We start from the raw sequence: 25,663 nt of genomic DNA, 5'->3' as shown, positions 1-25,663 counted from the left end.
CCTCGGGCCCCGCTCCACTGGCACCACCGCTCAACGAGGAGTGAGATGAGACGACTTCGACGACACGGACGGTTCCGAACAGTGCTCGCCGTCGGCGCGGTGCTCGGCGGCCTCGCCGCCGTCCCGGCGATCCCCGCGGCGGCGTCGACGCCGGACCGGCCGCAGGCCGGCACCGCCGCGCAGAAGCACGCCGTCCGCTCCGGCGACGCCCGCTTCGAGGTGCTCTCGCCGACCCTGATCCGCATGGAGTACGCCGGCGACGGCCACTTCACCGACGCCGCCACGTTCAACGCGATCGGCCGCGACGGCTTCCGCCCGACCTCGTATCGCAAGCGCGTCGTGGACGGCTGGCTGACCATCGACACCGGCCAGCTGACGCTGCGCTACAAGGTGGGCTCCGGCGCCTTCACCGCGCAGAACGTCTCGCTGCGGCTGCGCTCCGGCGACCAGACGGTCACCGCGCACCCGGCCTTCCCCTCGACGCCGCGCTGCGCGGCCGGCGCGCTGTGCGAGGGCGAGCAGGCCGCCCTGGCCGGCGGGGTGAGCGTGGCCTCCGACCACAGCGGGTTCACCGGCACCGGGTTCGCCGCCGGCTTCACCTCAGAGGGGTCCACGCTGACCTACCAGGTCGACGTCGCCACCGCCGGCAGCTACCAGCTGCGGCTGCGGTACGCCAACGCCACCGGCGGCGACAACCAGGCCACCACCCGCACGCTCAGCGCCGCGGTCGACGGGGGCGCCGCGCAGACGCTGACCCTGCCCACCACCGCCAGCTGGAACGACTGGTCCGAGCTGACCGGGCCGACGCTGGCGCTGACCGCCGGCACCCACACGCTCACGGTCTCCCGCGGCGCGAACGACTCGGGCAACGTCAACATCGACAGCCTGGCCCTGGTGGCGCCCGGCGCGGCCTACCCGGCCCCGGCCGCCACCGCCACGCCCTGCCCGTACGGCACCGTGTGCGAGGCCGAGGCCGGCGCCCTGACCGGCGGCGCCAAGCAGGCGAACGACCACAACGGCTACGCGGGCACCGGCTTCGCCGCCGGCCTGGAACAGGTCGGCGCCACCGACACGGTCGCGATCACCGACGTGCCGCGCGCCGGGCAGTACCGCCTGCAGATCCGTTACAGCAACGGGAACGCGACCCCGGCCCGTACCGCCTCGGTCTCCGCGAACGGCGGCGACCCGGTGAGCGTGGCCTTCCCGCCCACCGCCGACTGGGACTCCTGGTCGACCGCCACCGTGCCGGTCACCCTCGCCAAGGGCGACAACTCCGTGGCGATCGGCTGCCCCACGGCCGACAGCTGCCACGTCAACCTCGACACCGTCGCCGCCGCCTCCCCGGACTCGCCGGTGCTGCTCCCGCACAGCCCGCTGGGCGGCTACCGGCGCGGCCTCGACGGCGTCAGCGGCGCCGCGTCCACCACGCCCGGACTGCTGTACCGGGACGGCTGGTACCTGCTCGACGACACCCCGTCGGCGATCTTCAACGACCGCACCCACACGGTCACTCCGCGCCCCGGCCACGGCGACGCCCCCTACCAGGACGGCTACGTGTTCGGCTACGGCCAGGACTACAAGCAGGCGCTGGGCGACCTGGCCACGCTGACCGGCCCGTCCGAGCTGCTGCCGCGCTGGGCGTACGGCGTGTGGTTCTCCGAGTACTACGACTACAGCGCCGCCGACTACCAGAACACCATCCTGCCCAAGGCCCGCGCCGAGGGCATGCCGTTGGACGTGCTGGTCACCGACACCGACTACAAGTCGCCCGACCGGTGGGACGGTTGGGAGATCGACCCGGCCAAGTTCCCCGACCCCAAGGCATTCTTCGACTGGGCGCAGTCCCAGGGCCTGCACAACACGATGAACATCCACCCGAGCATCGTGTCCTCCGACCCGCAGTTCCCGAAGGCGCAGGCCACCGCAGGCGGTTCGCTCACCAAGAACAACGCGGGCTGCTACGCCGACATCGCCCACGAGGCCGACTGCTACACCTTCGACTGGGCCGACCCCCAGCAGCTGAAGGCCTATTTCGACCTGCACCAGACGATGGAGCAGCAGGGCGTCGACTTCTGGTGGCTGGACTGGTGCTGCGAGCAGTCGCAGTCGACGCTGGCCGGCGTCACCCCCGACGCGTGGATCAACCAGCAGTACGCGCTGGACACGGCCAAGAACGTCGGCCGCGGCTTCGCCTTCTCCCGGGCCTTCGGGTCGCTGCAGGCCGGCGGGTACAGCGGCCAGGCGGGCGTGCCCACCGGGCCGTGGGCGGACAAGCGCACCACCGTGCACTTCACCGGTGACACCACCTCGAACTGGCAGACCCTGAAGTTCGAGGTCGGCTACACCCCCGGCGAGTCGGCGTCCACCGGCCTGTCCGCGGTCAGCCACGACATCGGCGGCTTCAACAACGACGGCACCCAGGCGCCCGGCGCCAACCCCGGAAGCACCAAGCTGAGCGACGACCTGTATGTGCGGTGGCTGCAACTCGCCGCGTTCCAGCCGGTGTTCCGGCTGCACGGCAACCACAGCGACCGGCTGCCCTGGCAGTACGGCGACGCCGCCCGCACCGCGTCGGAGAAGTTCCTCAACCTGCGCGAGGACCTGGTTCCTTACACGTACACGCTCGCCAAGGAGGCCCAGGACACCGGGGTTCCCGCGGTGCGCGCGACCTACCTGGAGTATCCGGGTCAGCAGGCCGCGTACGACCACGCGGCCAGTGAGTACTTCTACGGCTCGGACGTCCTGGTCGCGCCGGCCACCTCGCCCGGCGCCACCGCCGCCACCACGGTGTGGTTCCCGCCGGGCAGCCAGTGGACGGACTACTTCACCGGCAAGACGTACGCCGGCGGCACCACTCAGCAGGTGACCACCGACTGGAACGCGATGCCGGTGTTCGTCAAGTCCGGCGGCATCGTCACCACCCGCACCGGCGACGTCGCCAACGACACGCAGAACCCGCTCACCAAGGCGACCGTGACCGTCGCCGGCGGCGCCGACGGCCGCTCCTCGCTCTACGAGGACGACGGCACGACCACGAACGCGAACGCCTCGGCCACCACCGCGCTCACGTACACCGAGCACGGCGGCGACCACAGCCTGCGCATCGCGCCGGCCAAGGGCCACTTCGCCGGGCAGGTCCAACGGCGGCAGTGGACGGTCGCGTTCACGAACGCCACCGCCCCGCGCACCGTCCAGATCGACGGCCGCCGGGCGCCCGCCGGGTCCTGGTCCTACGACCAGGCCACCCGCACCCTGAAGGTCACCGCGCCCACGGGCTCGGTGCACAGCGCGACCACTATCAGCTACCGCTGACCGTCCGCCCCTGCCCGCGGTGGGCGTCCGCACCCCGGACGCCCACCGCCGGGCCCTGGCGGCCGTCCGCCGACTACGGCGCGTCCACCAGGGCCGTCCGCAGCGCCTTCTTGTCGACCTTGCCGATCGTCGTACGGGGCAGGGCCCGCGCGACGGAGTACGACGCGGGGGTGTAGAGGTCGCCGAGGGTCTCGGTGACCCGGCGGGACAGGTCGTCGAGGTCCGGCACGTGCCCCGGGTCCTGCGGAACCAGGACGACGTGCACCTGCTCGGCGCCGTCCGGGCCCGGCCGGCCGACCGCCGCGGCCTCCCTGATCTCCGGCAGCGACGCCAGGAAGTCGTCGAGAAGCCGGGAGTAGACGTTGTCCGCGGTCCGCCCGGTGATGATGATGTCCTTCAACCGGTCGACGACGTACAGGAATCCCCGCTCGTCCTGGCGCGCGAGGTCGCCGGTGCGCAGCCAGCCGTCCGCCCCGAGCACCTCGGCGGTGCGCTCGGGGTCGTTCCAGTAGCCGTCCATGACCATCGCGCCGCGCAGGCACAGCTCGCCGGTCTGCCCCACGGGCACCGGCTTGCCGTCCTCGTCGCGCAGCTCGACCTCGACGCCCGGCGCGGGGCGTCCGCAACTGGTCAGCGATTCCGGCCGGGACAGGTCGTGCTCGGCGGCCGGCAGGTCGATGACGGCGCCGCTCTCGGAGGTGCCGTAGATCTGGTGGAGCACCGGGCCCAGGCGCTCGATGCCCTGCCGGAGCCTGGCCGGCGCGGGGCCCGAGCCGGTGTAGAGCAGGGTGCGCAGCGCGGGGAACCCGTCGGGTGGGCAGTCCGGGTGGTCGAGGAGTTCGTACAGCATCGGCGTGACGATGATCGAGCCGGTGATCCGCTCCCGCGCCAGCACCGACAGCGCGCGGCCGGCGTCGAACCCGCGCAGCAGCACCAGCGTGGCGCCGTTCACCAGCGCGCCGAGCGACACCGCGTGCCCGCTGACGTGCGTGATCAGCGTGCACACCAGCCACTTGGGCTCGGCCGAGACGCTGTCGCCGAGCCGCTCGGCGGTGGCGGCCAGCGCCCGGTAGTAGCGGCTGCGGTGGGTGACCAGTTTCGGCGTGCCGGTGGTGCCGCCGGTGTAGAGCAGCGTGGCCAGATGTGATCCGTCCGCCGCCTCGTCCGGCTTCAGCGCCGGGCTGTCGGCGGACGCGGCGAGGAAGTCCGGGGCCAGTGTCGAGGCGCCGATGGCGAACACCCGTGGCACGTCGAGCTGTTCGGTGATCCGCCGGGTCCGCTCCTCGAAGACGGGGTCGAAGAACAGCGCCGATATCTCGGCGCGCCGCAGGAACGCCTCCAACTCGCCGTTGCCGGGCTCCGGCGGCACGAACACCAGCCGGCCGCCGGTGAAGTGCACGGCGAGCATCAGCAGCATCGCCTCGGGGGAGTTCTCCACGAACAGGGCCACGCCGTCGCCCGGCCCGAGCCCCGACTCCCGCAGCGCGGCGGCGTACCGGAGCACGGTGTCGTGGGCCTGCTCGCCGGTCAACCGCAGCGTGTCGCCCGCGCGTTGAGCTTGGCTCTCGCCGACGACCGCCTCGCGGGCCCCGGTGGCCCGGAGCCGCTCCAGCACGGCGACGGTGTAGTTTTCGACGATCGGTGAAGGGCTCATGAGTCCTTTTCCGTCACAGAGGAGGGACTGTACCTCCGTCGAACCTAGGGACTCGGCCGTCACGCGGCCACGCGCTTTCCGGGCGAGCTTCGGCGCGCCCGGCGGCGCTTCCCCTCCCGGCCGGAACCTCCCTCCGGCCGGATCTCCCTCCGGCCGGATCTCGCTCCGGGCGGCTCCGCCTTCCGCTTGTCGTTAAGCAGCTTAATGAAGTAGCTTAATGACCATGTCCGAGACGACTGCTGGGGCCGCGCGAGCGGACCAGGCCACGACCGACCTCGCCACCGAGTTGCAGCGCGCCGTCGCGCGGATCTACCGCCGGGTGCGGTCCGAGATGCCGGCCAGCCAGCTCGGCGGCACCCAGCTGTCCGTGCTCACGTACCTCGTGAAGCACGGCCCGCAGACGCTGCGGGCGCTCAGCGACCGGGAGCGGGTCACGCCGCCGGCGATGAACCAGACCGTCAACGCGCTCCAAGCGGTGGACCTGGTCGTCCGCCGTCCCGATCCCGGCGACGGGCGCAAGGTGCTGGTCACCGCCACCGAGCGCGGCGCCGAGCTGGTGGCCGAGGGGCGCCGGGTGAAGCACGTATGGCTGAACACGCGCCTTGAGCAACTGACCGACGCCGAGCGGCGGTCGCTGATCGAGGCGGCGCGGCTGTTCAACGAGATGGCCGACTCGTGAGCGGGATGTTCCGCTCGCTCGCGGTCCGCAACTACCGCATATGGGCCTCCGGCGCCATCGTCTCCAACGTCGGGACGTGGATGCAGCGCACCGCGCAGGACTGGATCGTCCTGACCCAGCTCACCCGCCACAACGCCACCGCGGTCGGCGTCGTCCTGGCCTTCCAGTTCGCGCCGCAGGTGCTGCTGCTGCCGGTCACCGGCCTCGCCGCGGACCGGCTGAACCGGCGCCGGCTGCTCATGGCGAGCCAGAGCGCGATGGCCGCGTTCTCGCTCGCGCTCGGCCTGCTCACCGTCACCGGCGCCGTACGGCTCTGGCAGGTCTACGTCTTCGCGTTCCTCTTCGGCTCCGCGGCGGCCTTCGACTCGCCGGCCCGCCAGACGTTCGTCGCCGAGCTGGTCGAGGGTCCGGACCTGTCCAACGCGCTCGCGCTGAACACGACGTCGTTCAACGCCGCGCGGACGATCGGGCCGGCCGTCGCCGGCGTCCTCATCGCCGCCGTCGGCACCGGCTGGGTGTTCGTCATCAACGCCGCGTCGTACGTGGCCGTCCTCGGCTCGCTGTTCCTCATCCGGGTCGCCGAACTGCACCTGTCCGACCGGCGGCCGAGAACGGCGGGCGACCTCGCGGCCGGCTTCCGCTACGTGCTGCGGCGGCCGGACCTCAAGGCGATGCTCCTGATGTTCTTCCTGGTCGGGACGTTCGGGGCGAACTTCCAGATCTTCGTCCCGACGATGTCCGTCTCGGTCTTCCACCGCGGCGCCGGCGCGTACGGCCTGCTCAGCTCGTTCATGGCGGTCGGCTCCGTGTGCGGCGCGCTGCTCGCCGCGCGCCGCGAGAACCCGAGGATCACGCTGGTCCTCGCGGCGACGGCGATCTTCGCGGTCGGGCTCGGCGCCGGCGCGCTGGCGCCGACGTACCTGCTCTTCGCTCTCGCCCTGGTGATCGTCGGCGTCGCCTCGCCGACCTTCACGACCTCGACGTTCAGCCTGGTCCAGCTGTCGACCGACCCGGCGATGCGCGGCCGGGTGGTCGCGATCATGCTCGCGGTCGGCCTCGGCGGCACGCCGATCGGCGCGCCGCTGACCGGCATGGTCGGCGACGCGTACGGTCCGCGGTGGGCCGTCGCGGTCGGCGCGGCCTCGGGGGTCGCCGCGCTGGGCGTCGGGGTCTACTACGTCGTGCGGTACCGGCAGTTGCGGGTGCGGTTGGAGGGAGCGCGGATCCGGGTGTCGCTGAGCGATCCCGCGGAATTGGGAGGCGTCGCGGAGGGACGTACGGCCGGCGACGGTCCGGGCGGCCCGGCCGGCGGCGCGCCCGGCGGCGTCGCGACGGAGTCGGCCGGGCGTTCCTAGCTATTCCTAGCTAGTGGAGGTCGCGGACCAGGACGTCGAGGCGGGTCGGGGACCGCGGATCGTGCTCGACGGTGAAGCCGAGGTCGCGCAGGGCGGACGCGAGGGCCGCGGGGGTGCGCGGGCGGGCTCCGGCCTCCAGCAGGGCGCGGACCAGGCGGCCCTTGGTCGCCTTGTTGAAGTGGCTGACGACGGTCCGCCGCTCCACCCCGTCCACCACCGCGACCTGGAGCACGCGGACGTGGGCGGTGCGCGCCGCGAGGTCGCCGCGCGGCTTCCACGCCGCCGCGTAGGCGGAGGAGCGCAGGTCCAGGACGAGGCCGCCGCCCGCGGCCTCGGGCAGCGCCGCGTCCAGCCACGGCTTCCAGTACGCGGCGAGGCCGCCGACCCCCGGCAGCCGTACGCCCATCGAGCACCGGTACGCCGGCACCCGGTCGGTGAGCCGCAGCGCCCCCCACAGCCCGGAGAAGACCAGCAGCGAGGCGTTGGCCCGGCGGCGCGCCGCCGCGTCGAGCGTGGCCAGGCCCAGCGCCTCGTACAGCACGCCGGTGTACAGCCGCCCGGCCGGCATCGCGGGGGCGGTGCGCAGGCCCGCGTTCCTGGCGACCTCGCCGCGCAGCCCGGGGGTGAGCCCGAGCACCTCCGCGGCCTTGTCCTCGTCGGCGGAGCACAGCCCGACCAGCTCGTCCAGCACGGTCGCCCGCGGCCGCGCCAGCTCCGGCAGCGACAGGCCGTCGAGCGCGACGGGCCGCCCACGGCCGCCGGCGGCCTTGCCCTCGGAGGGGGGAAGCAGGACGAGCACGGCGGTGTCTCCTTCGAACGGACGGACCGGGGGACCCGCAGCAGCCTACGTCCCCCCGGCGCCGCGCCGCCGACCGCGACCTGCGTTCGCGACCTGCGTTCGCGCCCGCCCGGCCGGTGCCACTACGATGGCCGCACGGCAGACGAGCCGGGCGGACGGCCGCGTCGGACCCTTCGGGGACCGCCGAGGAACGTCCGGGCTCCACAGGGCAGGGTGGTGGCTAACGGCCACCCGGGGTGACCCGCGGGACAGTGCCACAGAAAACAGACCGCCGGGGATCTCGGTCCTCGGTAAGGGTGAAACGGTGGTGTAAGAGACCACCAGCGTCCGGGGTGACCCGGACGGCTAGGTAAACCCCACCTGGAGCAAGGTCAAGAGGGCGCCGTAGCGATACGGCGCCCGCGCGGACGTTCGAGGGCTGCCCGCCCGAGTCCGCGGGTGGACCGCACGAGGCTGTCGGCAACGGCAGCCCTAGATGGATGGCCGTCGCCCCGACGACCGCGAGGTCCCGGGGCACAGAACCCGGCGTACAGCCCGACTCGTCTGCCGCAGTCGCGTCCCACCTGCGACGTCGCCCCGTTGTGGGTTCGCCGGTGCTCCGCGGCGGTGGTGTCCGGGGTCGCCGCGTACGCCCCGTACCTCCGCCAGCGGGCGTTCGCGCTGGCGGGCGGGGCGGACCCGACCAGCGCGACGCTGTCGCCCGACCCGGCTGCGCTGACGCCTCCCGGCTGCTGGCCTGCCCGGGGCGGAGCCGGCGAAGCCTCTGCCGGCGGCCGGGGCCCCGGGTCTCGCCGTCACGGTCGTCGGGCGCCGGGCTCGCGCGCCGGCAGGCCGCGCAACAGGGTGTCGAGGAACAGGTCGAATCGCGGGGCGTCGGTGCCCAGGCGGAGCGAGTTCTCGGTCGTCGCCAGCCAGCCGACCACACAGGTGATGAAGATCTGCCAGCTGTGCCCGGTCATCTCGTCGGTGACGCCGGACCGGCGGAGGACGGCGCCGACCGCGCTCCTGAGCCGGTCGACGGAGTGCGCGTTGTGCTCGTGCGGACGGGACAGGTGGGTGGCATAGCCGGGCAGGGCGAGGAACTCGTCGTGCATCGCCCACGCGAGCCGGGCGAGCCAGGCCCGGCATTCCGGGGGCCCGGCGTCGGCCCGCGCCAGGATGCGTTCGACGACGACCTCGCTGACGAGGTCGAAGAGTTCGTCGCGGTTCTTCACCCACCGGTAGAGCGCGGCGTGGCTGACGCCGAGGCGCGTCGCGAGCTCGCGCATGGTCAGCGTGTCGACGTTCTCGGCCAGCGACACCGCTTCGACGATCTTGTCCCGGCTGATCTGGGCGGGACGTCCCGGACGCCGTCGCCCGGCCATTTCGTCGGTCATGGCACGACGATAGCCACGCCTTGTGGTCAGGCTCGCCGCGGTGCGCCGCGGTGGGCGGCCGTGACGGACGAGGCCGGGACGGTCCGGCGGCGGCGTACCCCGGCTCTATTAGTGACCACTGGTCACTAATGAGCTAGGGTGGTCTGTGCGCGACGGACCAGCCGTCGCCGCGACAGTCGGGAGGCGCGATGAAGGAGACGGGCGAGGGCACGGCGGTCGGCATCCGGGGGACGGTCGCGCCGGGATTCGAGGCCGTGCGCGAGCAGCTCGCCGTGCTGCTGGCGGCGGAGGGGACCGAGCTGGACGTCCAGGTGGCGGCCTACCACCGCGGGGAGAAGGTGGTCGACCTGTGGGCGGGTCCGGACGCGAATGCCGACTCGGTCATGGGGATCTACTCGGCGAGCAAGGGCGTCACCCACCTGGTGGTGGCGCTTCTGGTCCAGGACGGCGTGCTGGACCTGGACCAGCGGGTCAGCCACTACTGGCCTCAGTTCGCGGCCGAGGGCAAGCGGGACCTCCTGGTGCGCGAACTGCTCGCCCACCAGGCCGGCCTGGTCGGCGCGACGGACGGGTTCACCATGGAGGAACTCGCCGACGACCGGGCCGTGGCCGAGCGACTCGGCGCGCAGCGCCCGTTCTGGCGACCGGGCCGGGCGGCGGGATACCACGCACTGGTGATGGCCGCGCTGAGCGGGGAGGTCGTGCTCCGCGCCACCGGCCGCACCGTCCAGGAGCACTTCGCCGAACGGCTCCAGGCTCCGCTGAAGCTCGACCTGCACCTCGGACTGCCCGCCGCCGAGGACCACCGGTTCCTCGGCGCGCAACCGATGACGGCGACCCCGGAACGCCTGCGCGAGCTCGCCGCGACCGCGACCGCCCCCGACAGCCTCAGCGGCATCGCCTTCAACCGTCACCACCCGCAGAACCGGGAGGTGTGGGAACTGCCCAACCTCCCGGTCGTCCGCTCCCGCGGACCGGCCTCCTTCGGGGGCGTCGGCACCGCCCGCGACCTGGCCAAGCTGTACTCGGCGCTCCTGTCGCCGGTCGACGGCTGCGACCCCCTGCTCCACCCCGGCACCGCGTCCGCGTTCGGCCAGGTCCAGTCCAACGGTGTCGACCTGGTACTACGACAGCCCAAGGCGTGGGCCGTCGGATTCCACGCTTCGGCCGAGACCTACCCGGTCCTCGGCGCCGGCGCGTTCGGCCACAGCGGAGCCGGTGGACAACAGGCGTTGGTCGATCCGCGCCACGAGCTGTCGTACGCCTTCCTGCGCCGACGCTTCCTGGTCCCCGCCCAGGCCGACGCCGACCACTCGCGACTGCTGAGCGCGCTGGTCGGGGCCGCGAGGAGGGCCTGATCGCTCGCGGCGGGCCGGGAACCCCCGGAAGACCGGCACACTGAGCACGATCCCCTCTCCTCGCGGCCCGGTGCCGGTCGCGTAGGCGATGCGCTCGCCGTGGAGGATGCGCTCGCCGTGGAAGAAGGGCTCACGGCAGGGGGAGCGGCGGGGAGGGCGGGAAGACCACGGGCAGGGCGGACAGCGCGCGGTGGAAGGGCCCCGGGCGCCAGGTGAGGTCCTCGGCGGGGATTTCCAGGCGCATCTCGGGGAGGGCGTCGAGGATCTGGGTGATGGCGGCTTCGGTGATCACCCGGGCCGTCGGCTGGCCGGGGCAGGCGTGCGGTCCGGCGCCCCAGGCCAGGTGGGAGCGGTTCCCGGGGCGGTGCTCGGCAGCGATCGCCGGGTCGTTGTTGCACGCCGTCAGGCTGATGACCACAGGTTGGTCGGCGGGTAGCCACTCACCCTCGACGAGGACCGGCTCCGTGGGGTACGACACGCAGAAGTTGGCCAGCGGCGGGTCGTTGAACAGCACCTCGTCGAGTGCGTCGCGGACGGTCAGGCTGCCGCCGAGCAGGTCTCCGGAGAACCGCTCGTCACTGAGCATGAGCAGCAGGGTGTTGACGATGAGGTTCTGCTCGGGCTCGGTGCCGGATCCGAAGAAGAGGATCACTTGTTCCATCAGTTCCATGTCGTTCTCGCTCGCGGGGTGGGCGAGGATCCGCGAGGTGACGTCGTCGTCGGGATTCTGGCGCTTGAGCGAGAGGAGATCCTCCATCGCCAGGCCGAGCACGGCGTTGCCCCGCTCGGCCTCGGTGCCGTCGAAGATCATGGCTATGGCCTGGGCGATCCGGTGCCCGATCTCGGGCGGGCAGCCGAGCAGCGAGCTCAGCACCTGGAAGGCGAGCGGCAAGGCGTACTGGCTGATCAGGTCCGCCTTGCCGACCGCGCAGAAGTCGTTGATCAGTTCAAGGGCGACCCGCTGCGTGATCCGGTCCAGCGCGTGCAGGTCGACGGCTTCCAGGCTGTCGGAACACACCGCGCGGTGCCGGGCATGCTCCGCCCCGTCGCTGCGCAGCGCGTTCGGCCGCCACTGGAGCATCGGCACGATCGGGGAGTCCTGCGGAGCGGTCTCCTGCCACCGCCGGGGGTCGGCTCGGAAGCGGTCCGGGTCGTTGAGGATCCGTACGGCGGTGTGGTAACCGATGACCAGCGTGGCCGGGACGCCGGGGGCCAGTTCCACCGGTACGAGCGAGCCGTGCCGGGCGCGCATCCGTGCGTAGTTGCGGTGCGGGTCGGCGGCGAACTCCGGGATGTGCAGCGGCTCGCGGCCCGGCTGGGCGTGGGCGGGGCAGCCCGACGGGGGCAGAGTGTTCACAGGTGCTCCGGCTGGCGGATGAGGTGTTCGAACAGGGTGATCAGTGTGTGGAGGGAGGAGGTCCGGTCCCGGGCGTCACAGGAGATCAGCGGCGTGGCCGGGTCCAGGTCCAGGGCTTCCCGGACCTCCTCCAGCGGGAAGCGCGCGCTGCCGTCGAACTGGTTGACCGCGACCGCGTAGCGCAGGCCCCGTCGCTCGATCGCAGCCAGGACGTCGTCCGACTGCTCCAGGCGCCGGGTGTCGACCAGCACCAGCGCTCCATGAGCGCCGCGGGCCAACTCGTCCCACAGGTAGCCGAACCGGTTCTGCCCCGGCGTGCCGAACAGGTAGAGGGCGGTCCGCGAGAAGGTGATGCGGCCGAAGTCCATCGCCACCGTGGTGTGCGTCTTCTCCGGCAGTCCCCGCAGATCGTCGACGCCCACGCTCTGCTGTGTCATCGGCTCCTCGGTGCGCAGCGGATCGATCTCCGAGACGCTGGCCACGAAGGTGGTCTTTCCGACCCCGAAGTGGCCGGCGACCAGCAGTTTCACCGTCCGGGTGACGGTGGTCGGCAGATAGGTGACGTTCTCAGGCGAGCTTATGGAGCCCATGCAGCACCTCTCTCAGCATGGCGATGTCGGGCTGCTGGGCGTCATCGCCGGTGGGCATGGTGAGGCGGCCGGTGTCCATCAGCCCGGACACGATGATCTTGACTACCGAGGCGGGCAGGTCAAGGTGGGCGGCGATCTCGGCGACGGACAACGCGCCCTGCCGCCGGCAGAGACCCATCACCCGGCGCTGGTCCGGGTCGAGGTTCTGCTGATCGGCGTTCGCGGCGATGACCAGGGTCACCAGGTCGAGGCCCCGCGTGGGACGGACACGGCCGCCTGTCCGCACGTATGCCCGCACCAAATCGAGGTCGCGCCGGCTCCGGCTCATCGCTGCGGATCGCCGTCCTTATCGGGCTGACGGGTCGGGGCGGCCAGCTCCCGGCCGAGCCGCTCGGCCAGTTCGTTCATCCGGTGCGTGATCAGGTCCACCTGGACGTCGGTGTCCGCCACGACGCCCAACAGGGCGCCCTCGCCCGCGGCCGTGATGAAGACGAAGCGGTTGTCGAACTCGAGGAGGAGCTGCCGCAGGCCTTTTCCTCCGACGGACGTGGCTATCCCGCTGCCGAGCGATCGGAAGCCGGAGAGCGCGGCAGCGAAGCGTTCGGCGTCGTCCACGTCAGTGCTGTCCGAATGGGCCATGCGCAGCCCGTCGACGGACGCCAGGACGGCGAAGTGGACCCCGTCGATGTCGAGTTTGTCCAGGGCCCACCCCAGCTTGTTGGCGCGAGCCGGCCCGGTCGGTGTGCTCATTGGTGATCAGATCCCTTCTGCTCGGACTCGGTCAGGGAGGCGCGGCCGCTGTTGGTTCCCCGGCGCCATGCGGCAGCGACACCCGCGCGAGCGGGAGACGAGCTCAGGGCAGGCTTGACAGCAGGCTCGGCGTTGGACTCACGGCGGCGGCGCTTGGGCAGTCCGCCCTTGGTGGCGCCGAGCGCGTGGACGGGACTGTGCGCCACTTCCATCCGGGACTCTTCCGGCTCTGGGGCGGCGGTCAGCAGGTCCTCAGGCAGGAACAGCGTCGCGCGTACTCCGCCGTACGGGCTGGAGGCGTCGACGGACGCCGTGAACCCGTAGCGGCGCGCGAGGGCTGCCACCGTGAGAAAACCGATCTGCGGATGGGGACCGAGCTTGTGCAGTTCCGCTTGTCCGTCACCGGAGAGCGTCTGCCGGGCCTTTGCCAGCTGCTCCTCGCTCATGCCCACCCCGGCGTCGTCGATGACGACGGTGACTCCGCGGTGCCCCTCCTGGAACGTGACGTCGACGTAGGAGGTCGGCGGCGAGTACCGGGCGGCGTTGTCCAGCAGGGTGGCCAGCGCGTGGACGACGGGCTCCACGGCCCTGGCGGTCACCGCGCGGTCGAGTTCCCGGGATGTGATCCTCGGGTAGTCCTGGATGCGGCCGAGGGCGCCGCGTACGACGTCGGTCAGCATCTGCACGGGCCAGCGCCGACCGGGCAGGCCGCCGCAGATGACGACGTAGGACTGCGCCTGGCGGACAATCTGCTGGACCGTATGGTCGATGCGGGTCAGCGTCGCGAACATCTCATCGCCGCCGTCGTGCTGACGGAGTGCCTCGGCGACGACCTTGCTCAGGTCCGCGCCCAGGCTCACCACGCTCGCGCTGACCGATCGCACCGCCGCCTGGGTGGCCTCCCTTGCGCGTTCCTCGATCTGCAGGCGGGTCGCCTCCTCGGCCTCACTCCGCACGGCGCGCAGGGCGCCTGCATACTGCTCAACCACGGCTCGCAGATTCTCCGCGAACGCCGTGCCCGCGAGACCGCCCGCCACGCCGATGCCGGGGACGGACGCGTCCGGCCTGCCCGAGGAGGCGGCCAGGGTCGGCAGCACCCCGGAAACGAGGGCGTCCAGGGCGGCGTCCCGGGCGGAGCACGCGGCCTCGAGCGCGGATATGCGTGCGCGCAACTGCGCGGAGCGGCGGGCGAGGCGGACAACCGGCGCGACCGCGCCCACCAGGGCGACCGCGCAGCACAGAGCTACGACCACGGCTGTGAGGAATGTCATCTGATCTCTCGTCGATGTCTGCGGGCAGGTGCGTGATGCAGGTGCGATCCGTGGCGCGGACGGTCGGTTGCCTGGACGGCGCTGCCCTGACCCGGCCGCACAGGACCGTGCGAGACGAGGGCGCCTGAGATCCGGCCGGTCCATGGAGGTGCCGTCCGCTCACCCCGGCTCATCCCGTCCTTCCTTTCTGGACGCCGCTCGCGCTACTCGCGCCGACCGTTCCGGTGGGCGTAAACGGTCGACGCTTTGGGCGGTCCGTCTGTGGCGGGTCGAGAGCATCATCTGGATGAGGACTCCGATCGAAGACGGCAATGCGACTCTATGGCGCGTGCGATGCCCGATCATGCTGAAAATCTGAGGGCATGGTACGCCAAACGCGGAATGTCAGCGCCAGTCCTGCCGGGCACGGGCATGTGCGATCACGTGAAGATTTCAGGGGCGGAGCGGTCTGCCTGCTATCGACCGCAAGGCGCCTTCCTGTCTGATCTGCGAAGCCATCGGCATCCCACTCGCGATCCCACCGACCCGCTGTAAACGCGGACATCACCGGCTGTACAAACGGGCAATATCATCCGGGGGGCCTTCCGTGCTGTAGCAGCGCACACCACAATGAATCCCTGGACGCGCGCTTTCAGTATGTCCTGCACTGCGCGCCGGGCCGACCTCAGAGCTCATGGGACCCCAGAGAAGCCTCATCGTTGCGGCTCAGAAGAACCTTCGCTAAACGCCCAGGCTAAGCGACGGAGCGGTCAGGAGAGGCACTGCGGCGGCCGGGGCGCAATTGATCCTCCTGCTCAGCGCTGGGCGATACCCTGTTTCTCGGCTATGGAGGCCAAGTGCGGACTGCCGCAATGGAGTTCGATTACGTGATCGTGGGAGCGGGCAGTGCCGGCTGTGTGTTGGCGGCGAGACTGTCCGAGGAGCAGGACGCACGCGTTCTCCTCCTGGAGGCGGGCGGAGATCCGCCGCTCGAATCGGCAGATCCTGCTACATGGCCCATGCTGCTCGGCAGCGAGGCGAGTTGGCCTGACGTCACCGTTGCGCAGTCCACTCTGGATGTTCCTGTGCCTTGGCCGCACGGGCGGGTCGTCGGCGGTTCGTCGGCGATCAATGCGATGGTGCATGTGCGGGGGCACCGCTCGGGCTATGACGCATGGTCGGCGATGGGCATCAAGGAGTGGGGTTTTGCCGATCTGTTGCCCTATTTTCGCCGCACGGAGTCAGCGCCTCATCGTGATGCCGCGTTGCGGGGGACCTCCGGCCCACTTGTCGTCTCCCCTTCGGCCTCGCCGAGTCCTCTTGCCGTATCCGTGATCGAAGCGGCTCAGCAGGTCGGATACGCGCAAGCAGACGACATCAGCGGCGGGCTAGAGGAGGGATTCGGCTTCCCCGACCTCGCCGTCATGAAGGGGCGCCGGCTCAGCGCGGCCGATGCCTATCTCACCCCTGCGAGAACGAGACCGAATCTGCAGGTTGTCACACGTGCGGTTGTGCACCGTGTACTGCTCCGCGGGGACCGCTGCGTCGGTGTCGAGTACTCCACCGGTCCAAATCTCGTCACCGTCGCGTGCCGAGGGGAGGTGCTGCTGAGCGCCGGTGCCGTGGGCACACCGCAGGTGCTCTTGCGCTCGGGCATCGGGCCGGAGTCGCATCTGTCCGACGTGGGTGTCGACCTCGTGGTGGACCTTCCGGGGGTGGGAGGGAACCTGCACGACCACCCCACCACCGGCGTCACCTACTCCACCCCCGAGTCAGTGCCCGGCAGTATCAACCACAGTGAACTGCTCGGCCTGATACGCAGTCAGCCCACGGTGGAGGTACCGGACGTCCAGATATTCTTGTTGACCATGCCCTTGAACGCCCCCACGCTCGTCCCCCCGAAGCGGGGGTACACCCTCGGGGTCGGCTTGATGACGCCGCGCAGCCGCGGCACTCTGCGCCTGAGCAGCGCCGACCCGAGCAGCCCGCCGGCGATCGACCCGGAGTATCTCCGCGACCGCGGCGACCGTGAAGCACTCACAGAGGGCCTGCGGATCGCCCGTCGCATCGGATGCGCGCCCGCCATGGCGGCCTGGCAGGGGGAAGAGGTCCTGCCGGGACCGGGCATCCCGGACACCTCTCTCGGCGACCATCTGCGGGGAGGTGTAGGCACGTACTTCCACTACGTCGGGACGTGCCGGATAGGCAGTGACCCACTCGCCGTGGTCGATTCGGAGCTCAGGGTTTTCGGCATCGACGGCCTTCGCATAGCGGACGCCTCGGTCATTCCAGCCATACCGACTGCCAACACGCACGCCACCGTTCTCGCCATCGCGGAACGCGCGGCAGCCCTGGTACGGAAACGCACATAATTCCGTCTTCGAGTGGATCTGCCGGACCTGATCCGCCCGCGTCCGCAACACGTCGCGCGGTCGCGGAGTTCGATCGGCTGTCAGCCTCGGCCTTTCACGAGGCAGGCTGTCCGAAGGCTGATCAGAAACCCGAGATGCGTGGTCAGGGCGATGAGGACCAGCGTGAGGGCCTGGGACATCAGGTCGACCAGCCCCACGCGCAGCACCCGCGCCGCAGGGCGATGCGCGGGAATCCGGGGCGGTTGCACCGCGGCGGGCAGCCGGTACCGAGGTCGGTGACCACCAGCGGACCGTCGCCGACGGTCAACCGAACGCCCTCGGCGGGTCGGCCGGCCGTCCTGATGAACCACCGGCACGTGGCCGCCCGCCGCGGACTCAAACGTTTACGGACCGCCCATGGAGTACGGCCGCGGCCCGGGACATCCGGCCGCGCGCCTGGTCCGGGCACCGGAGTTTCAGGACGACGGTACGATTGCGATCGCGTTGACCTGCGGCTGGTTCGCGGCGCCGCGGATGAAGTCGATGCTGACCGTGCCGTCGGACGGCACCGTCACCGGGAAGTCCTCCTCCACGCCGAACGCCTCCTGCCCGTCGGCTCCGTGGGCTGTCGCGGTGCCGACGATGTCGAAATTCGTCAGCACCTTGGTGCCGTCGACGGACACGTCGAAAAGGCGCTGTCCGGCCTGGTGGAAATACCAGTCCATAAAGTACAGCCGCACCTGGTAGGTGGCTCCCGCAGTGAGATCCGGCACGGAATAGCTGGACTCGGTGAATCGGGAGGTGTTCCAGACGGCCGCCGGAATGGGGTGGGCGACGGTCGCGGCGAAGTTGGGCAGGCTGGCGACGTCCGCCGGCTTGGTGTCGGGGATGCCGCCGGTGCCGTACGTGTCGGCGACGAACGTGCTGTCCCCGGCGCCGCCGATGTCGATCGACACGCCGCCCGCGTTGGTGTCGGCCTGAGCCTGGGCGACGCTCGGGCCCAGCAGACCGACCCCCGCGATGGCCGCTGCGGCCGTCACGGCGCTCAGCGCGACGCGTATGGTGCCCGTTGCTCTCCTTGTGCCGTTGCTGCGCATTTCAAACCCCTTCTGACCGCCTCAATGCGCGCCCGACTTCCTTGCCTGGGTGCGCTCCTGACGCACCGTAACATCGGTCCGCGAAGGAAAGAGCGGACGGACCAGAATTTTGCCCGGAATTCGTTTTCGCCTGAATCAGACAGGGACGGTCGGCTGTCGCGCGGGGCGGAGTCGGGAACCGGGCGCCGCGGCGCACAGGACGGCCCGAGGGCGTGCCGGCCGACGGATTCGCCCCCGCGCACCCGTAGCAACGATCAGCTGGCCCGAACCGCGGCGGCCCAGCAGATTGACAATACGCTAGGCACCTAGCAAAGTATGTAAGGTACCTAGCGATTCCGGATGGGGCGTCCATCGGCGACGCCGTGCCGGTCGCCCTTGCGCCCGGCCGAAAGGTGAGCATGTGAACACGACGACGAGGTTCCTCGACCCGGGCCGATGGGCCGGCAGGATTACGAGGCGGCTGCTCTGGCTTCCGTGCCCTACGGCGAGGTCCTCCGGTCCGCCCAGCCGCGGCTCAGCCTCAGTCGCCGCTTCCCGGCCGGGGTGGTGGCGGTGATCGCCCCGTTCAACGCGCCGATCGTCCTGTCGATCCGCGCCGTGGCTCCGGCCCTCGCGCTGGGCAACGCGGTCCTCCTCAAGCCGGACAGCCGCACGCCGGTCAGCGGCGGCGTCACGCTCGCAGCGGTCTTCTCCCCTTTTTACCGGCCCACGGTCCTTGACCGCGTCGCACCCTCCCGGGCTCCGCCGGCCGGGCCGCGCACAGCAGCGCCGGGGGGCCATGACGCCGTCGCCAGCCGCTGCCGGCAGTGGCCCTCGCCGGGGCTGTTTGGCCGGTCCGTGTCCCCGGCGATAATCGTAAGGTGACTAACGAACATCCTGAATCGCACCCCGACTTTCCCGGCGTCTGGGCGAAGAAGTACCACATGGCGTCGCGCCTGGTGATCGAGTCGGTGCTCCGCCCCTACGATCTCGGACCGACCCAGTGGTACGTCCTGCACCAGCTCGCCAATGCGGGGGCGACGCCGCAGCGTGACCTGGTGCGCATGCTCCAGGTCGAGCGCGCGACGCTCACCGGCGTGGTGGCGGCACTCGTCCGCAAAGGCCTGGTGGAGCAGACACCTGATGCGGCCGACCAGCGGCAGAAGGTGCTCTCCCTGACCCCGGCCGGCACCGCGCTCTGGCGCGAACTGCCCGACCCCATTGCCCGCATCCTCGAGGTCGCCTTCGGCGATGTCCCGCAGACGGACATCGAGACGACCACGCGGGTGCTCCGCGCAGCGACAGGTCGACTCTACGACCTGCTCTCAGAAAGACCAGAAAGAAGACAAACGTGACCATCCTGATCACCGGCGGCACCGAACTCGTCGGAACCCGCCTCCTGCGCCGCCTCGTGGACGCGGGGCTGGACTGCCGGGCGCTGGTGCGCCCCGGCAGGGAAGTGCCCGAGGGCGTGACCCCCGTCGAGGGCGACCTGCTCGACCCGGCCTCGATTCCGCCGGCCGTGCAGGGCGTGACCTCCGTCGTCCACCTCGCGGCCGTCCTGCGCACCCCGGACCCGGACCAGATCCAGCGGGTCAACGTGGACGGCACGCGCAACCTCGTCGCGGCGCTCCGGGCCCATGCCCCCGACGCCCGGGTCGTCATGGCCAGCACCGGTCTCGTCTACGACGCCGATCTGCCCGGGCCCGCACGCGAGGACGATCCCGCCGATCCCCAGCAGCCCTATCCGGCCAGCAAGATCGTAGCCGAGCGCGCGCTGCGCGAGAGCGGGCTGACGTGGAGCATTCTGCGCCTCGCGTTCGTCTACGGGGACGCCGACGACCATCTGCAGTCCGCGCCCCGTCTCCTGGGTTCCTGGAACTGGCACCCCGCCAAGACCCTCAGCCTCGTCCACCACCAGGACATCGCGGTCGCCGTGCGGCTTGCCCTCACCGGTGTGATGGACGGGCGCACGGTCAACATCACCGACGACGCGCCCGCGGCGGTGCTGGAGATCGCGCGCCTGCTCGGCGTCGAGTACCCGGAGTCGGCCGAGCCGCTGACCGATCCGTGGCAGGGCCGCCTCGACGGCTCGCTCGCCCGCGAACTGGGCTTCATCCCGACGGTGCCGAGCATGTACCGGTCCGCGGCCGCCGGGACCCTGTAAGGCGCGTACCGTCTCGGGCGGAGGGCGCCGCAGGGCCCTCCGACTCGTCTGCCGCAGTCGCGTCCCGGGGTTCAGATGAGCTGGTGTTCGGCCAGGCTGCGCCCGGTCTGCTCGATCGCGTCCGGGATCGAGCGCAACGGGTGCCCGAGGAGCGCCTCGGCGGTGGTGCGGTCGAAGCGCTGCTTCTGGCCGATCAGCCATCGGTTGTCGCGCAGTTGGGGTTCGAACACGCTGGCCAGCCAGGTGAACCAGGTCGGCATCGCCCGTGCGGGTACCTTCCGGCTTGCTTCGGGGAGGCGTTCGCGGATGACTCGTGCGACCTCGATGAGCGACATCGGGTCGGTGGCGACGATCGTGCGGCGACCGGCGGCGCTCGGGGAGGTCATCGCGGCGATGTGGGCGTCGGCGATGTCCCGCACGTCGGCCCATGGAAGCCTCAGGTCGGGGATCATCGGGAGCGCCCCCGCCATGATTTGCTGGATCGCGGTGACCGAGGTCCCCGGATCGTTCGTCAGGAGCGGCCCGATCACCGCGCCCGGGTTGATGAGGGCGAGCCGGTCCGGGACGCCGCGCTGCCGCACGAGTTCTCGCGCGGCCCGCTCGGCCCTGACCTTCGAGACGGTGTACGCGTTCAGGCGCGGGTCGTCCGGGTCGGTCCAGTCGGCGTCGGTGTAGACGTGCCCTTCGGGCGCGCGGGCGAACTGCACCGTCGCCAACGACGAGGTCATGACCACGCGTTCCACGCCCGCGTCCAGCGCCGCCCCGACCGCTCGGGTGGCGCCTTCGACGGCAGGGCGGATCAACTCGGCCGGGTCCTTCGGCTTCGTCAACACGAACGGGGAGGCCACATGCAGTGCGTATCGGCATCCGTCGCACGCTTCCGCCCATCCCTGATCGGACAGCAGGTCGAGCCGGCAGATGTCGAGCCCTGCCGTGTCGACGCCAGCTGCCGCCATCGCCGCGTGCACCTCGCCGACGCGGGCTGGCGACCGCACCGAACCGCGCACCGCGTAGCCGCGCCGCAGCAGTTCGGCTGCGAGGTGGCCGCCGATGAACCCCGAGATGCCCGTGACCAGCACCCTGTCCGTCATGTCCACTCCGTCCCCTCATCTTGACAGTGAGCAGTTTACGAACCATCTGCTCACTGTCAAGATGAGGGGATGAGCCACGATGGGGAGATGGGCAAGGGACCGGGCACCGGGGACCAGTACCACCACGGCAACCTGCGCGCCGCGCTGCTCGACAGCGCGCTCGTGGTGCTGACCGAGAAAGGCGTCGCCGGGTTCAGCATGCGCGAAGCCGCCAGACGGGCGGGGGTGTCGCAGTCCGCTCCCAAGCACCACTTCGGTGACGCGCGCGGGCTCCTCGGCGCGCTCGCGACCCGTGCGTACCGGCAATTGTGCGATCGGCTCGCATCACTCGAACTCGCCGGGCTCGACGCGCGAGAGCGCGTCACGCGCGTCGCCGCGGAGTACGTCGACTTCGCGGGTGAGAACCGTGCCCTGTTCGACCTGATGTGGCGGATGACGCAGTTCGACTTCACCGCATCCGAACTGGCCGAGCAGAAGCACCGCGCCCTTGGCATTCTAAACCGCGCCGTGCGCGGCGAGGACGCCGAACCGGCGGCTCACGACACCGACCCGGCACTCCTGCCGAGCTACGCGGTCTGGTCCCTCGTGCACGGGTACACGACCCTCGCGCTGGAGGGCGCGATCGACAGCGGCAATCCGGATCCGCTGCACAGCGACCTGCTTCCCGCCATGCTCGCGCTCCTCGACGTGTCCGGACCTCCGCGGACGAACATTCCGTAGGGGGTGGGGTGACGAGCATTGCGTAGGGGGGCGGGGCCGGGCGGCGGACAGCTCTCCCACCAGGGCTCTTCATAAGACCCTTGGTGATATTTGATATTTGGCATCCCGAAATGATGAAAATCTGAACCGTATTTTCTTGTATCGCCTCGCGGTCGTCGCGACGCTGTCGGTGTGAACCTCCGGCGGACAGGATGCGGCGGTCAGCGGCGACCGTACCCATCGGCGGCACAGGCCGCATTCCGCCGGGAGTCGATACGAGGGAGATCTGGTGAACAAGTCCGACTACTTCGACGTGAACACCACCGTGGAACGGGTCGCGCCGCACGAACTGCCCGCACGGCTGGCCGCCGACGTGCCCGCCGTCCCGTACCCGATCGTGCGGTACGCCCAGGTGCTCAAGGAACTGCGCACACTCTCCGCGGCCATCGGCGACGAGCAGCAGCAGATGGAATTCGGCCGGCTGGTCGCCACGCGGTTCGCCCGCCTCGCGGCCGAACTGAGCCTGCCCCACGGGCACTTCGCCGTGGACACCACGGGCGAGCCCCTCCTGGTCAAGGAGGGCGCCGGCCAGCACTGGATCCTGCCCACGCACTTCGAGGGCGGCGCCTATTTCAGCGCCCCGCACGCCGACCACCAGTACGGCCTGGCCGCGCACCACATCCCGCGGATCCGGATCGGCCGCTACGTACGGTTCGGCAAGAACAGCGGCATCAACGCCGGCGGCGACATCACGATGGGCGACGGCGTCTGGCTCTCGCCGGGCAGCATGCTGCTGCGGCAGGACCACGGCGCCTACGGCCGTCCCTCGGTCGGCGCGCGGACCGTCTCGATGACCACCCAGCCGGGCGTCACCCTGCGCGACTACGCCTGGGTCGGCCGGGACGCCATGGTCGGCTGGAACAGCGACTACCTGGGGCTGGGCAGCATCGTCGGGACCCGGTCGTTCATCAACAACTGGGTGGGCGACTACTCCATCGTGGGGGACCACGACCGCATCCTGCAGTACCAGCCCTTCAAGGCCTTCCTGCTCGGTCGCTACCGCCTGACGGTCGAGGAGACGCTGCGGATCTCCGACTGGGCGGCGGTCGACCGCGACTGGCGGCAGGTCTACGCCGACCGGGCGGGCGCACTGCTCGGCTCCGGCGACCTCACGCCGTTCGCCGAGTCCGTGCAGGACGCCGGCGCCGCCCCCCGGGCCCTGCTGGTCCGGCCCGGATCGCTGCGCCTGGTCCCGGCGCTGTCCGGCGGCCGCCTCGACATCGTCACCGGCTCGCAGGAACTGACCCCCTACCTGCTCCAGTGGGCGTCGTACGCCAAGGCCAAGCGCGTCCGCGTCCGCTCCGACCTCACCGGCACCGCCCTGCCGCTGGAGACCGCCGGGACGTACCACTACGACAAGCGGGTCGGTTACGAGCTGGTGGTCGCCGAGTACGACCCGGCCGCCGCGTCCGTGCCGCTGCCCGAACTCCAGCGGGTCCTGCTGCCCGGCGGCGTGCTCATCGCCGAGGCCCGCGGGCTGGCCGACGGACCGCAGGGGGCGGACCGCCTGGTGGAGACGCGGGACATCACCGTGGACGGCCGGAGCTTCAAGGTCTTCGCCAAGAAGTGACCCCTCCCCATCCCCGAGCGCACCATCGAGCGAGAGGGACACGATATGGCGATCGACACACGGCAGGACCCGGCGGTGGTGGCCGGCGGCCCGCTGCTGCTCTCCGGGCTGGGCGCATCACCCGCCCCGGAGCCGCGAAGCTCCGCCGGCACCCGGCCGGCGGCACCTCGCCCTGGTACGACCTCGCGGTGGCCTTCGCGGACAGCGGGCAGCCCTGGCACCGGTACGCCGCCGGACCCGGTTCACCCGGCGGTGAGAGGGCTGGGACCGGCACGGCGCCACGGCCCACCGGGGTACCGTTCCTGCCGCCCTCGCCGGCGCTCTCCGCGGTCTACAGCTTCGGGTACTCGCACGTCGCGGTGAACGGCGTCAGGGTGGAGAAGGGCAACCTGGACTTCTACTACAAGGGGCCCGGCTCGCTCCTCGTCACCGAAGGGCAGCCGCTGGCCGGCACCTCCATGGTGGTCGGCGGCGGCGCGGAAGCCGAGTACTGCGCGATCTACTGCGTGAATACCCGCGGTGAGGCCGTGTACCTCGGTCACACCCTGGCCAACGACTTCTCCGACGCCGGGCTGCGCAGCGCGCACCGCAATCTGGCCAATCTCTCCAAACTGCACCCCACGGCCGTCTGTTCCGACGTCGTCCTCGCGGACCTGCCGGCCACCAGTACGGTGCACGCGTCCATCGAGCGCGAGGGGGCCGCCGTGTGGCGGCGGCGCGGCGCGCTGGGCCGGCAGGCCATGCTCTACTCGCGGGCGCTGATGGAACGTCTGCTTCTGCGCCGCTCCGGGCTGTTCCCGCCCGGGATGATCGTCTACCTCCTGCTGGGTTCCTGCGTCAGCTCCCACAAGGACGGCGTGGAGCTGCGCGACGGCGACGTGATCACGCTGCGCGACTCGGCCTCCGGGCTGGAGCTGACGAACCCGGTGCGATGCTGACGGGCACGCACGTGGGGATGCGCATGGACACGCACATGGACACCCGCATGGACACGCACATGGACACGCAAGGGGAGCTGATGGGGGAGATCGTGCGGCGCACGCTGGAGCAGCTCGGCGACCGAACCCGTTCCCGTACCCCTGCCCCTACCGGGAGGGAGGGGGGCGTCGGCGCCGGCGTCCGCACCGGTACGCCCACCCGGGTCCCCGCCCACCGTCCCTCGCACGCCCGCCCGTCCTGAGCCCCTCGTCCACGCCGGCCAGGCGCGGGCCCCCCTTCCCACCGGCCGCGATGCGAACGGCGGGAAGGGCGGGTCGGCGCCGGCTCGTACGCGGGGGCCGCAGCCGGGCGGGTGTCCGGCGACTGGGCCCTCCTCGCTCAGCGGGCGACGACGCCTCCGCCGTCCACGAACAAGGTCGCCCCCGTGGTGTAGCCGTTGCCCGCCAGAAACGCGATGGCGTCGGCGACGTCCGACGCCTCCCCGACGCGGCCCACCGGTAGCCGCTCCTCGGCGGCCGTATACATCCGGGCCCGCTCCCGCGCCGGCAGGGAATCCCACAGCGGGGTGCGCAGCAACCCCGGAGAGACCGCGTTGACACGGACCGGGGCCAGTTCCAGCGCCAGTGCCCGTACCAGCGATTCCAGGGCGCCGTTCACCGCGCTCTGCAGCGCCGACGCCGGTCCCGGGCGCACCGACAAGTGGCCGGTCACCAAGGTCAGCGAGCCGCCGGGACGCAGGCGCACGCTGCGGGCAAGGTGGTAAGCGCTCCAGAACTTACTGTCCATGGCGGCCCGCGCCTCGGCCAGCGGCAGGCTGTCCGCCCGGCCCCGGGCCGCGCCCGCGGTGGCGCAGACCGCGTGGTCGAACGCGGCCGGCGCGCAGAATTCCTCGACGGCGTCGGCGTCGCGCAGGTCCAGGACCCTGCCGCGGCACCCGCCGCCGATCTCGGCCACCGCCGCGTCCACCCGCTCCTTGCCACGCGAGACGACCGTGACCTCGGCCCCGAGCGCGGCGAACGCCTTGGCGGTGGCCAGTCCCACGCCCGAGGTCCCGCCCGCCACCAGAACGTGCCGCCCGGCCTGATCCTTCATCGGTCCCGCTCCCGTCATTCCCGTGCCGTGTCGTGCGACCGCCGGCGTCCGGCCGGCCTCCGGTCATCGGTCCGCGCGGCAAACGGCGCAAACCGGCATTGACAATACGGCGCGGACGTTCCCCAAGCATTCCGGCGC

22 protein-coding genes, 1 other RNA gene and 1 pseudogene are annotated in these 25,663 nt (G+C 71.3%); 13 read left to right on the top strand and 11 right to left on the bottom strand.

The window, feature by feature from the left end; all coding sequences use genetic code 11:
• Positions 1-45 precede the first annotated feature (45 nt).
• On the top strand, positions 46-3,312 hold the full coding sequence (locus VSR01_RS09930; RefSeq protein WP_326448889.1) for a TIM-barrel domain-containing protein: 3,267 nt from the start codon (positions 46-48) through the stop codon (positions 3,310-3,312).
• 73 nt (positions 3,313-3,385) lie between these two features.
• Here the strand turns inward: VSR01_RS09930 and VSR01_RS09925 are convergent, their stop codons facing one another.
• A complete protein-coding gene (locus VSR01_RS09925; protein WP_326448888.1) occupies positions 3,386-4,966 on the bottom strand; it encodes an AMP-binding protein in 1,581 nt (526 codons plus the stop codon).
• 223 nt (positions 4,967-5,189) lie between these two features.
• Between VSR01_RS09925 and VSR01_RS09920 the strand changes: the two genes are divergently transcribed.
• A complete protein-coding gene (locus tag VSR01_RS09920) occupies positions 5,190-5,645 on the top strand; it encodes a MarR family winged helix-turn-helix transcriptional regulator (RefSeq protein WP_326448887.1) in 456 nt (151 codons plus the stop codon).
• 5 nt (positions 5,646-5,650) lie between these two features.
• Complete coding sequence (locus VSR01_RS09915; protein ID WP_326453579.1) at positions 5,651-7,000, top strand: MFS transporter; 1,350 nt, start codon at positions 5,651-5,653, stop codon at positions 6,998-7,000.
• Between the two features lie 10 nt (positions 7,001-7,010).
• On the opposite strand, the gene yaaA is transcribed toward VSR01_RS09915, so the two are convergent.
• Entirely contained in the window at positions 7,011-7,799 is a 789-nt protein-coding gene (gene yaaA, locus VSR01_RS09910) for a peroxide stress protein YaaA (protein WP_326448886.1), read from the bottom strand.
• Positions 7,800-7,942: 143 nt separating this feature from the next.
• On the opposite strand from yaaA, the gene rnpB reads away from it, so the two are divergent.
• Positions 7,943-8,345: RNase P RNA component class A (gene rnpB / locus VSR01_RS09905), an RNA gene on the top strand.
• A gap of 248 nt (positions 8,346-8,593) precedes the next feature.
• On the opposite strand, the gene VSR01_RS09900 is transcribed toward rnpB, so the two are convergent.
• Entirely contained in the window at positions 8,594-9,175 is a 582-nt protein-coding gene (locus VSR01_RS09900; RefSeq protein ID WP_326448885.1) for a TetR/AcrR family transcriptional regulator, read from the bottom strand.
• 188 nt (positions 9,176-9,363) lie between these two features.
• On the opposite strand from VSR01_RS09900, the gene VSR01_RS09895 reads away from it, so the two are divergent.
• Positions 9,364-10,533 (top strand): serine hydrolase domain-containing protein, encoded by a 1,170-nt coding sequence (locus tag VSR01_RS09895; RefSeq protein ID WP_326448884.1) that lies wholly within the window; start codon positions 9,364-9,366, stop codon positions 10,531-10,533.
• A gap of 130 nt (positions 10,534-10,663) precedes the next feature.
• Here VSR01_RS09895 and VSR01_RS09890 read toward each other — a convergent pair whose 3' ends face one another.
• From VSR01_RS09890 to VSR01_RS09870, 5 genes are read right to left on the bottom strand one after another with little or no spacing between them, the layout of a single operon-like run.
• The gene (locus VSR01_RS09890; protein WP_326448883.1) at positions 10,664-11,890 is read right to left on the bottom strand and encodes a cytochrome P450; all 1,227 of its coding nucleotides are present in this window, start codon (positions 11,888-11,890) and stop codon (positions 10,664-10,666) included.
• The gene (locus VSR01_RS09885; protein ID WP_326448882.1) at positions 11,887-12,480 is read right to left on the bottom strand and encodes a GTP-binding protein; all 594 of its coding nucleotides are present in this window, start codon (positions 12,478-12,480) and stop codon (positions 11,887-11,889) included. Before VSR01_RS09885 ends, VSR01_RS09890 begins: the two co-directional genes overlap by 4 nt.
• A complete protein-coding gene (locus VSR01_RS09880) occupies positions 12,458-12,808 on the bottom strand; it encodes a DUF742 domain-containing protein (RefSeq protein WP_326448881.1) in 351 nt (116 codons plus the stop codon). Before VSR01_RS09880 ends, VSR01_RS09885 begins: the two co-directional genes overlap by 23 nt.
• Positions 12,805-13,230: a roadblock/LC7 domain-containing protein gene (locus VSR01_RS09875; protein WP_326448880.1), complete on the bottom strand. Its 426-nt coding sequence runs from the start codon at positions 13,228-13,230 to the stop codon at positions 12,805-12,807. The genes VSR01_RS09880 and VSR01_RS09875 overlap by 4 nt, the downstream gene beginning before the upstream one ends.
• Complete coding sequence (locus tag VSR01_RS09870; RefSeq protein ID WP_326448879.1) at positions 13,227-14,450, bottom strand: ATP-binding protein; 1,224 nt, start codon at positions 14,448-14,450, stop codon at positions 13,227-13,229. Before VSR01_RS09870 ends, VSR01_RS09875 begins: the two co-directional genes overlap by 4 nt.
• A 902-nt stretch (positions 14,451-15,352) precedes the next feature.
• On the opposite strand from VSR01_RS09870, the gene VSR01_RS09865 reads away from it, so the two are divergent.
• The gene (locus tag VSR01_RS09865) at positions 15,353-16,852 is read left to right on the top strand and encodes a GMC family oxidoreductase (RefSeq protein ID WP_326448878.1); all 1,500 of its coding nucleotides are present in this window, start codon (positions 15,353-15,355) and stop codon (positions 16,850-16,852) included.
• Positions 16,853-17,307: 455 nt separating this feature from the next.
• On the opposite strand, the gene VSR01_RS09860 is transcribed toward VSR01_RS09865, so the two are convergent.
• Positions 17,308-17,928 carry a malectin domain-containing carbohydrate-binding protein gene (locus VSR01_RS09860; RefSeq protein WP_326448877.1) on the bottom strand — a complete coding sequence of 207 codons (621 nt, stop codon included), beginning with the start codon at positions 17,926-17,928 and terminating at the stop codon, positions 17,308-17,310.
• 450 nt (positions 17,929-18,378) lie between these two features.
• Here VSR01_RS09860 and VSR01_RS09855 point away from each other — a divergent pair.
• The 3 genes and pseudogenes from VSR01_RS09855 to VSR01_RS09845 all read left to right on the top strand — a co-directional run.
• A pseudogene (locus VSR01_RS09855) lies at positions 18,379-18,622 on the top strand (aldehyde dehydrogenase family protein); the annotation flags it as partial.
• Between the two features lie 166 nt (positions 18,623-18,788).
• Positions 18,789-19,262, top strand: a complete 474-nt coding sequence (locus VSR01_RS09850; protein WP_326448876.1) for a MarR family winged helix-turn-helix transcriptional regulator — start codon at positions 18,789-18,791, stop codon at positions 19,260-19,262.
• Positions 19,259-20,074 carry an NAD-dependent epimerase/dehydratase family protein gene (locus VSR01_RS09845; protein ID WP_326448875.1) on the top strand — a complete coding sequence of 272 codons (816 nt, stop codon included), beginning with the start codon at positions 19,259-19,261 and terminating at the stop codon, positions 20,072-20,074. Before VSR01_RS09850 ends, VSR01_RS09845 begins: the two co-directional genes overlap by 4 nt.
• 71 nt (positions 20,075-20,145) lie before the next feature.
• Here VSR01_RS09845 and VSR01_RS09840 read toward each other — a convergent pair whose 3' ends face one another.
• A complete protein-coding gene (locus tag VSR01_RS09840) occupies positions 20,146-21,165 on the bottom strand; it encodes an NAD-dependent epimerase/dehydratase family protein (protein ID WP_326448874.1) in 1,020 nt (339 codons plus the stop codon).
• An 87-nt stretch (positions 21,166-21,252) separates the two neighbouring features.
• On the opposite strand from VSR01_RS09840, the gene VSR01_RS09835 reads away from it, so the two are divergent.
• From VSR01_RS09835 to VSR01_RS09820, 4 genes are all read left to right on the top strand, one after another.
• Positions 21,253-21,885, top strand: coding sequence for a TetR/AcrR family transcriptional regulator (locus tag VSR01_RS09835; protein WP_326448873.1), 633 nt, complete (start codon positions 21,253-21,255; stop codon positions 21,883-21,885).
• 268 nt (positions 21,886-22,153) lie between these two features.
• The gene (locus VSR01_RS09830) at positions 22,154-23,494 is read left to right on the top strand and encodes an acyltransferase (RefSeq protein WP_326448872.1); all 1,341 of its coding nucleotides are present in this window, start codon (positions 22,154-22,156) and stop codon (positions 23,492-23,494) included.
• A 188-nt stretch (positions 23,495-23,682) separates the two neighbouring features.
• Positions 23,683-24,432 carry a hypothetical protein gene (locus tag VSR01_RS09825; protein ID WP_326448871.1) on the top strand — a complete coding sequence of 250 codons (750 nt, stop codon included), beginning with the start codon at positions 23,683-23,685 and terminating at the stop codon, positions 24,430-24,432.
• Between the two features lie 23 nt (positions 24,433-24,455).
• Positions 24,456-24,674, top strand: coding sequence for a hypothetical protein (locus VSR01_RS09820; RefSeq protein WP_326448870.1), 219 nt, complete (start codon positions 24,456-24,458; stop codon positions 24,672-24,674).
• A 137-nt stretch (positions 24,675-24,811) separates the two neighbouring features.
• On the opposite strand, the gene VSR01_RS09815 is transcribed toward VSR01_RS09820, so the two are convergent.
• The gene (locus tag VSR01_RS09815) at positions 24,812-25,525 is read right to left on the bottom strand and encodes an SDR family oxidoreductase (protein ID WP_326448869.1); all 714 of its coding nucleotides are present in this window, start codon (positions 25,523-25,525) and stop codon (positions 24,812-24,814) included.
• Positions 25,526-25,663: the final 138 nt, after the last annotated feature.

The organism is Actinacidiphila sp. DG2A-62, assembly GCF_035825295.1.
GTDB lineage: Bacteria > Actinomycetota > Actinomycetes > Streptomycetales > Streptomycetaceae > Actinacidiphila.
Note: the sequence above shows the minus strand (reverse complement) of the source record. Positions and strands in the feature narration are given on the sequence as shown.

What these genes read in the sequence shown, in the direction of transcription:
- VSR01_RS09930 (WP_326448889.1), top strand. Translation starts at nt 46, where the DNA reads ATGAGACGACTTCGACGACACGGACGGTTCCGAACAGTGCTCGCCGTC.
- VSR01_RS09925 (WP_326448888.1), bottom strand. Translation starts at nt 4,966, where the DNA reads ATGAGCCCTTCACCGATCGTCGAAAACTACACCGTCGCCGTGCTGGAG.
- VSR01_RS09920 (WP_326448887.1), top strand. Translation starts at nt 5,190, where the DNA reads ATGTCCGAGACGACTGCTGGGGCCGCGCGAGCGGACCAGGCCACGACC.
- VSR01_RS09915 (WP_326453579.1), top strand. Translation starts at nt 5,651, where the DNA reads ATGTTCCGCTCGCTCGCGGTCCGCAACTACCGCATATGGGCCTCCGGC.
- VSR01_RS09900 (WP_326448885.1), bottom strand. Translation starts at nt 9,175, where the DNA reads ATGACCGACGAAATGGCCGGGCGACGGCGTCCGGGACGTCCCGCCCAG.
- VSR01_RS09895 (WP_326448884.1), top strand. Translation starts at nt 9,364, where the DNA reads ATGAAGGAGACGGGCGAGGGCACGGCGGTCGGCATCCGGGGGACGGTC.
- VSR01_RS09885 (WP_326448882.1), bottom strand. Translation starts at nt 12,480, where the DNA reads ATGGGCTCCATAAGCTCGCCTGAGAACGTCACCTATCTGCCGACCACC.
- VSR01_RS09880 (WP_326448881.1), bottom strand. Translation starts at nt 12,808, where the DNA reads ATGAGCCGGAGCCGGCGCGACCTCGATTTGGTGCGGGCATACGTGCGG.
- VSR01_RS09875 (WP_326448880.1), bottom strand. Translation starts at nt 13,230, where the DNA reads ATGAGCACACCGACCGGGCCGGCTCGCGCCAACAAGCTGGGGTGGGCC.
- VSR01_RS09865 (WP_326448878.1), top strand. Translation starts at nt 15,353, where the DNA reads ATGGAGTTCGATTACGTGATCGTGGGAGCGGGCAGTGCCGGCTGTGTG.
- VSR01_RS09860 (WP_326448877.1), bottom strand. Translation starts at nt 17,928, where the DNA reads ATGCGCAGCAACGGCACAAGGAGAGCAACGGGCACCATACGCGTCGCG.
- VSR01_RS09840 (WP_326448874.1), bottom strand. Translation starts at nt 21,165, where the DNA reads ATGACGGACAGGGTGCTGGTCACGGGCATCTCGGGGTTCATCGGCGGC.
- VSR01_RS09835 (WP_326448873.1), top strand. Translation starts at nt 21,253, where the DNA reads ATGGGCAAGGGACCGGGCACCGGGGACCAGTACCACCACGGCAACCTG.
- VSR01_RS09820 (WP_326448870.1), top strand. Translation starts at nt 24,456, where the DNA reads ATGGACACGCACATGGACACCCGCATGGACACGCACATGGACACGCAA.
- VSR01_RS09815 (WP_326448869.1), bottom strand. Translation starts at nt 25,525, where the DNA reads ATGAAGGATCAGGCCGGGCGGCACGTTCTGGTGGCGGGCGGGACCTCG.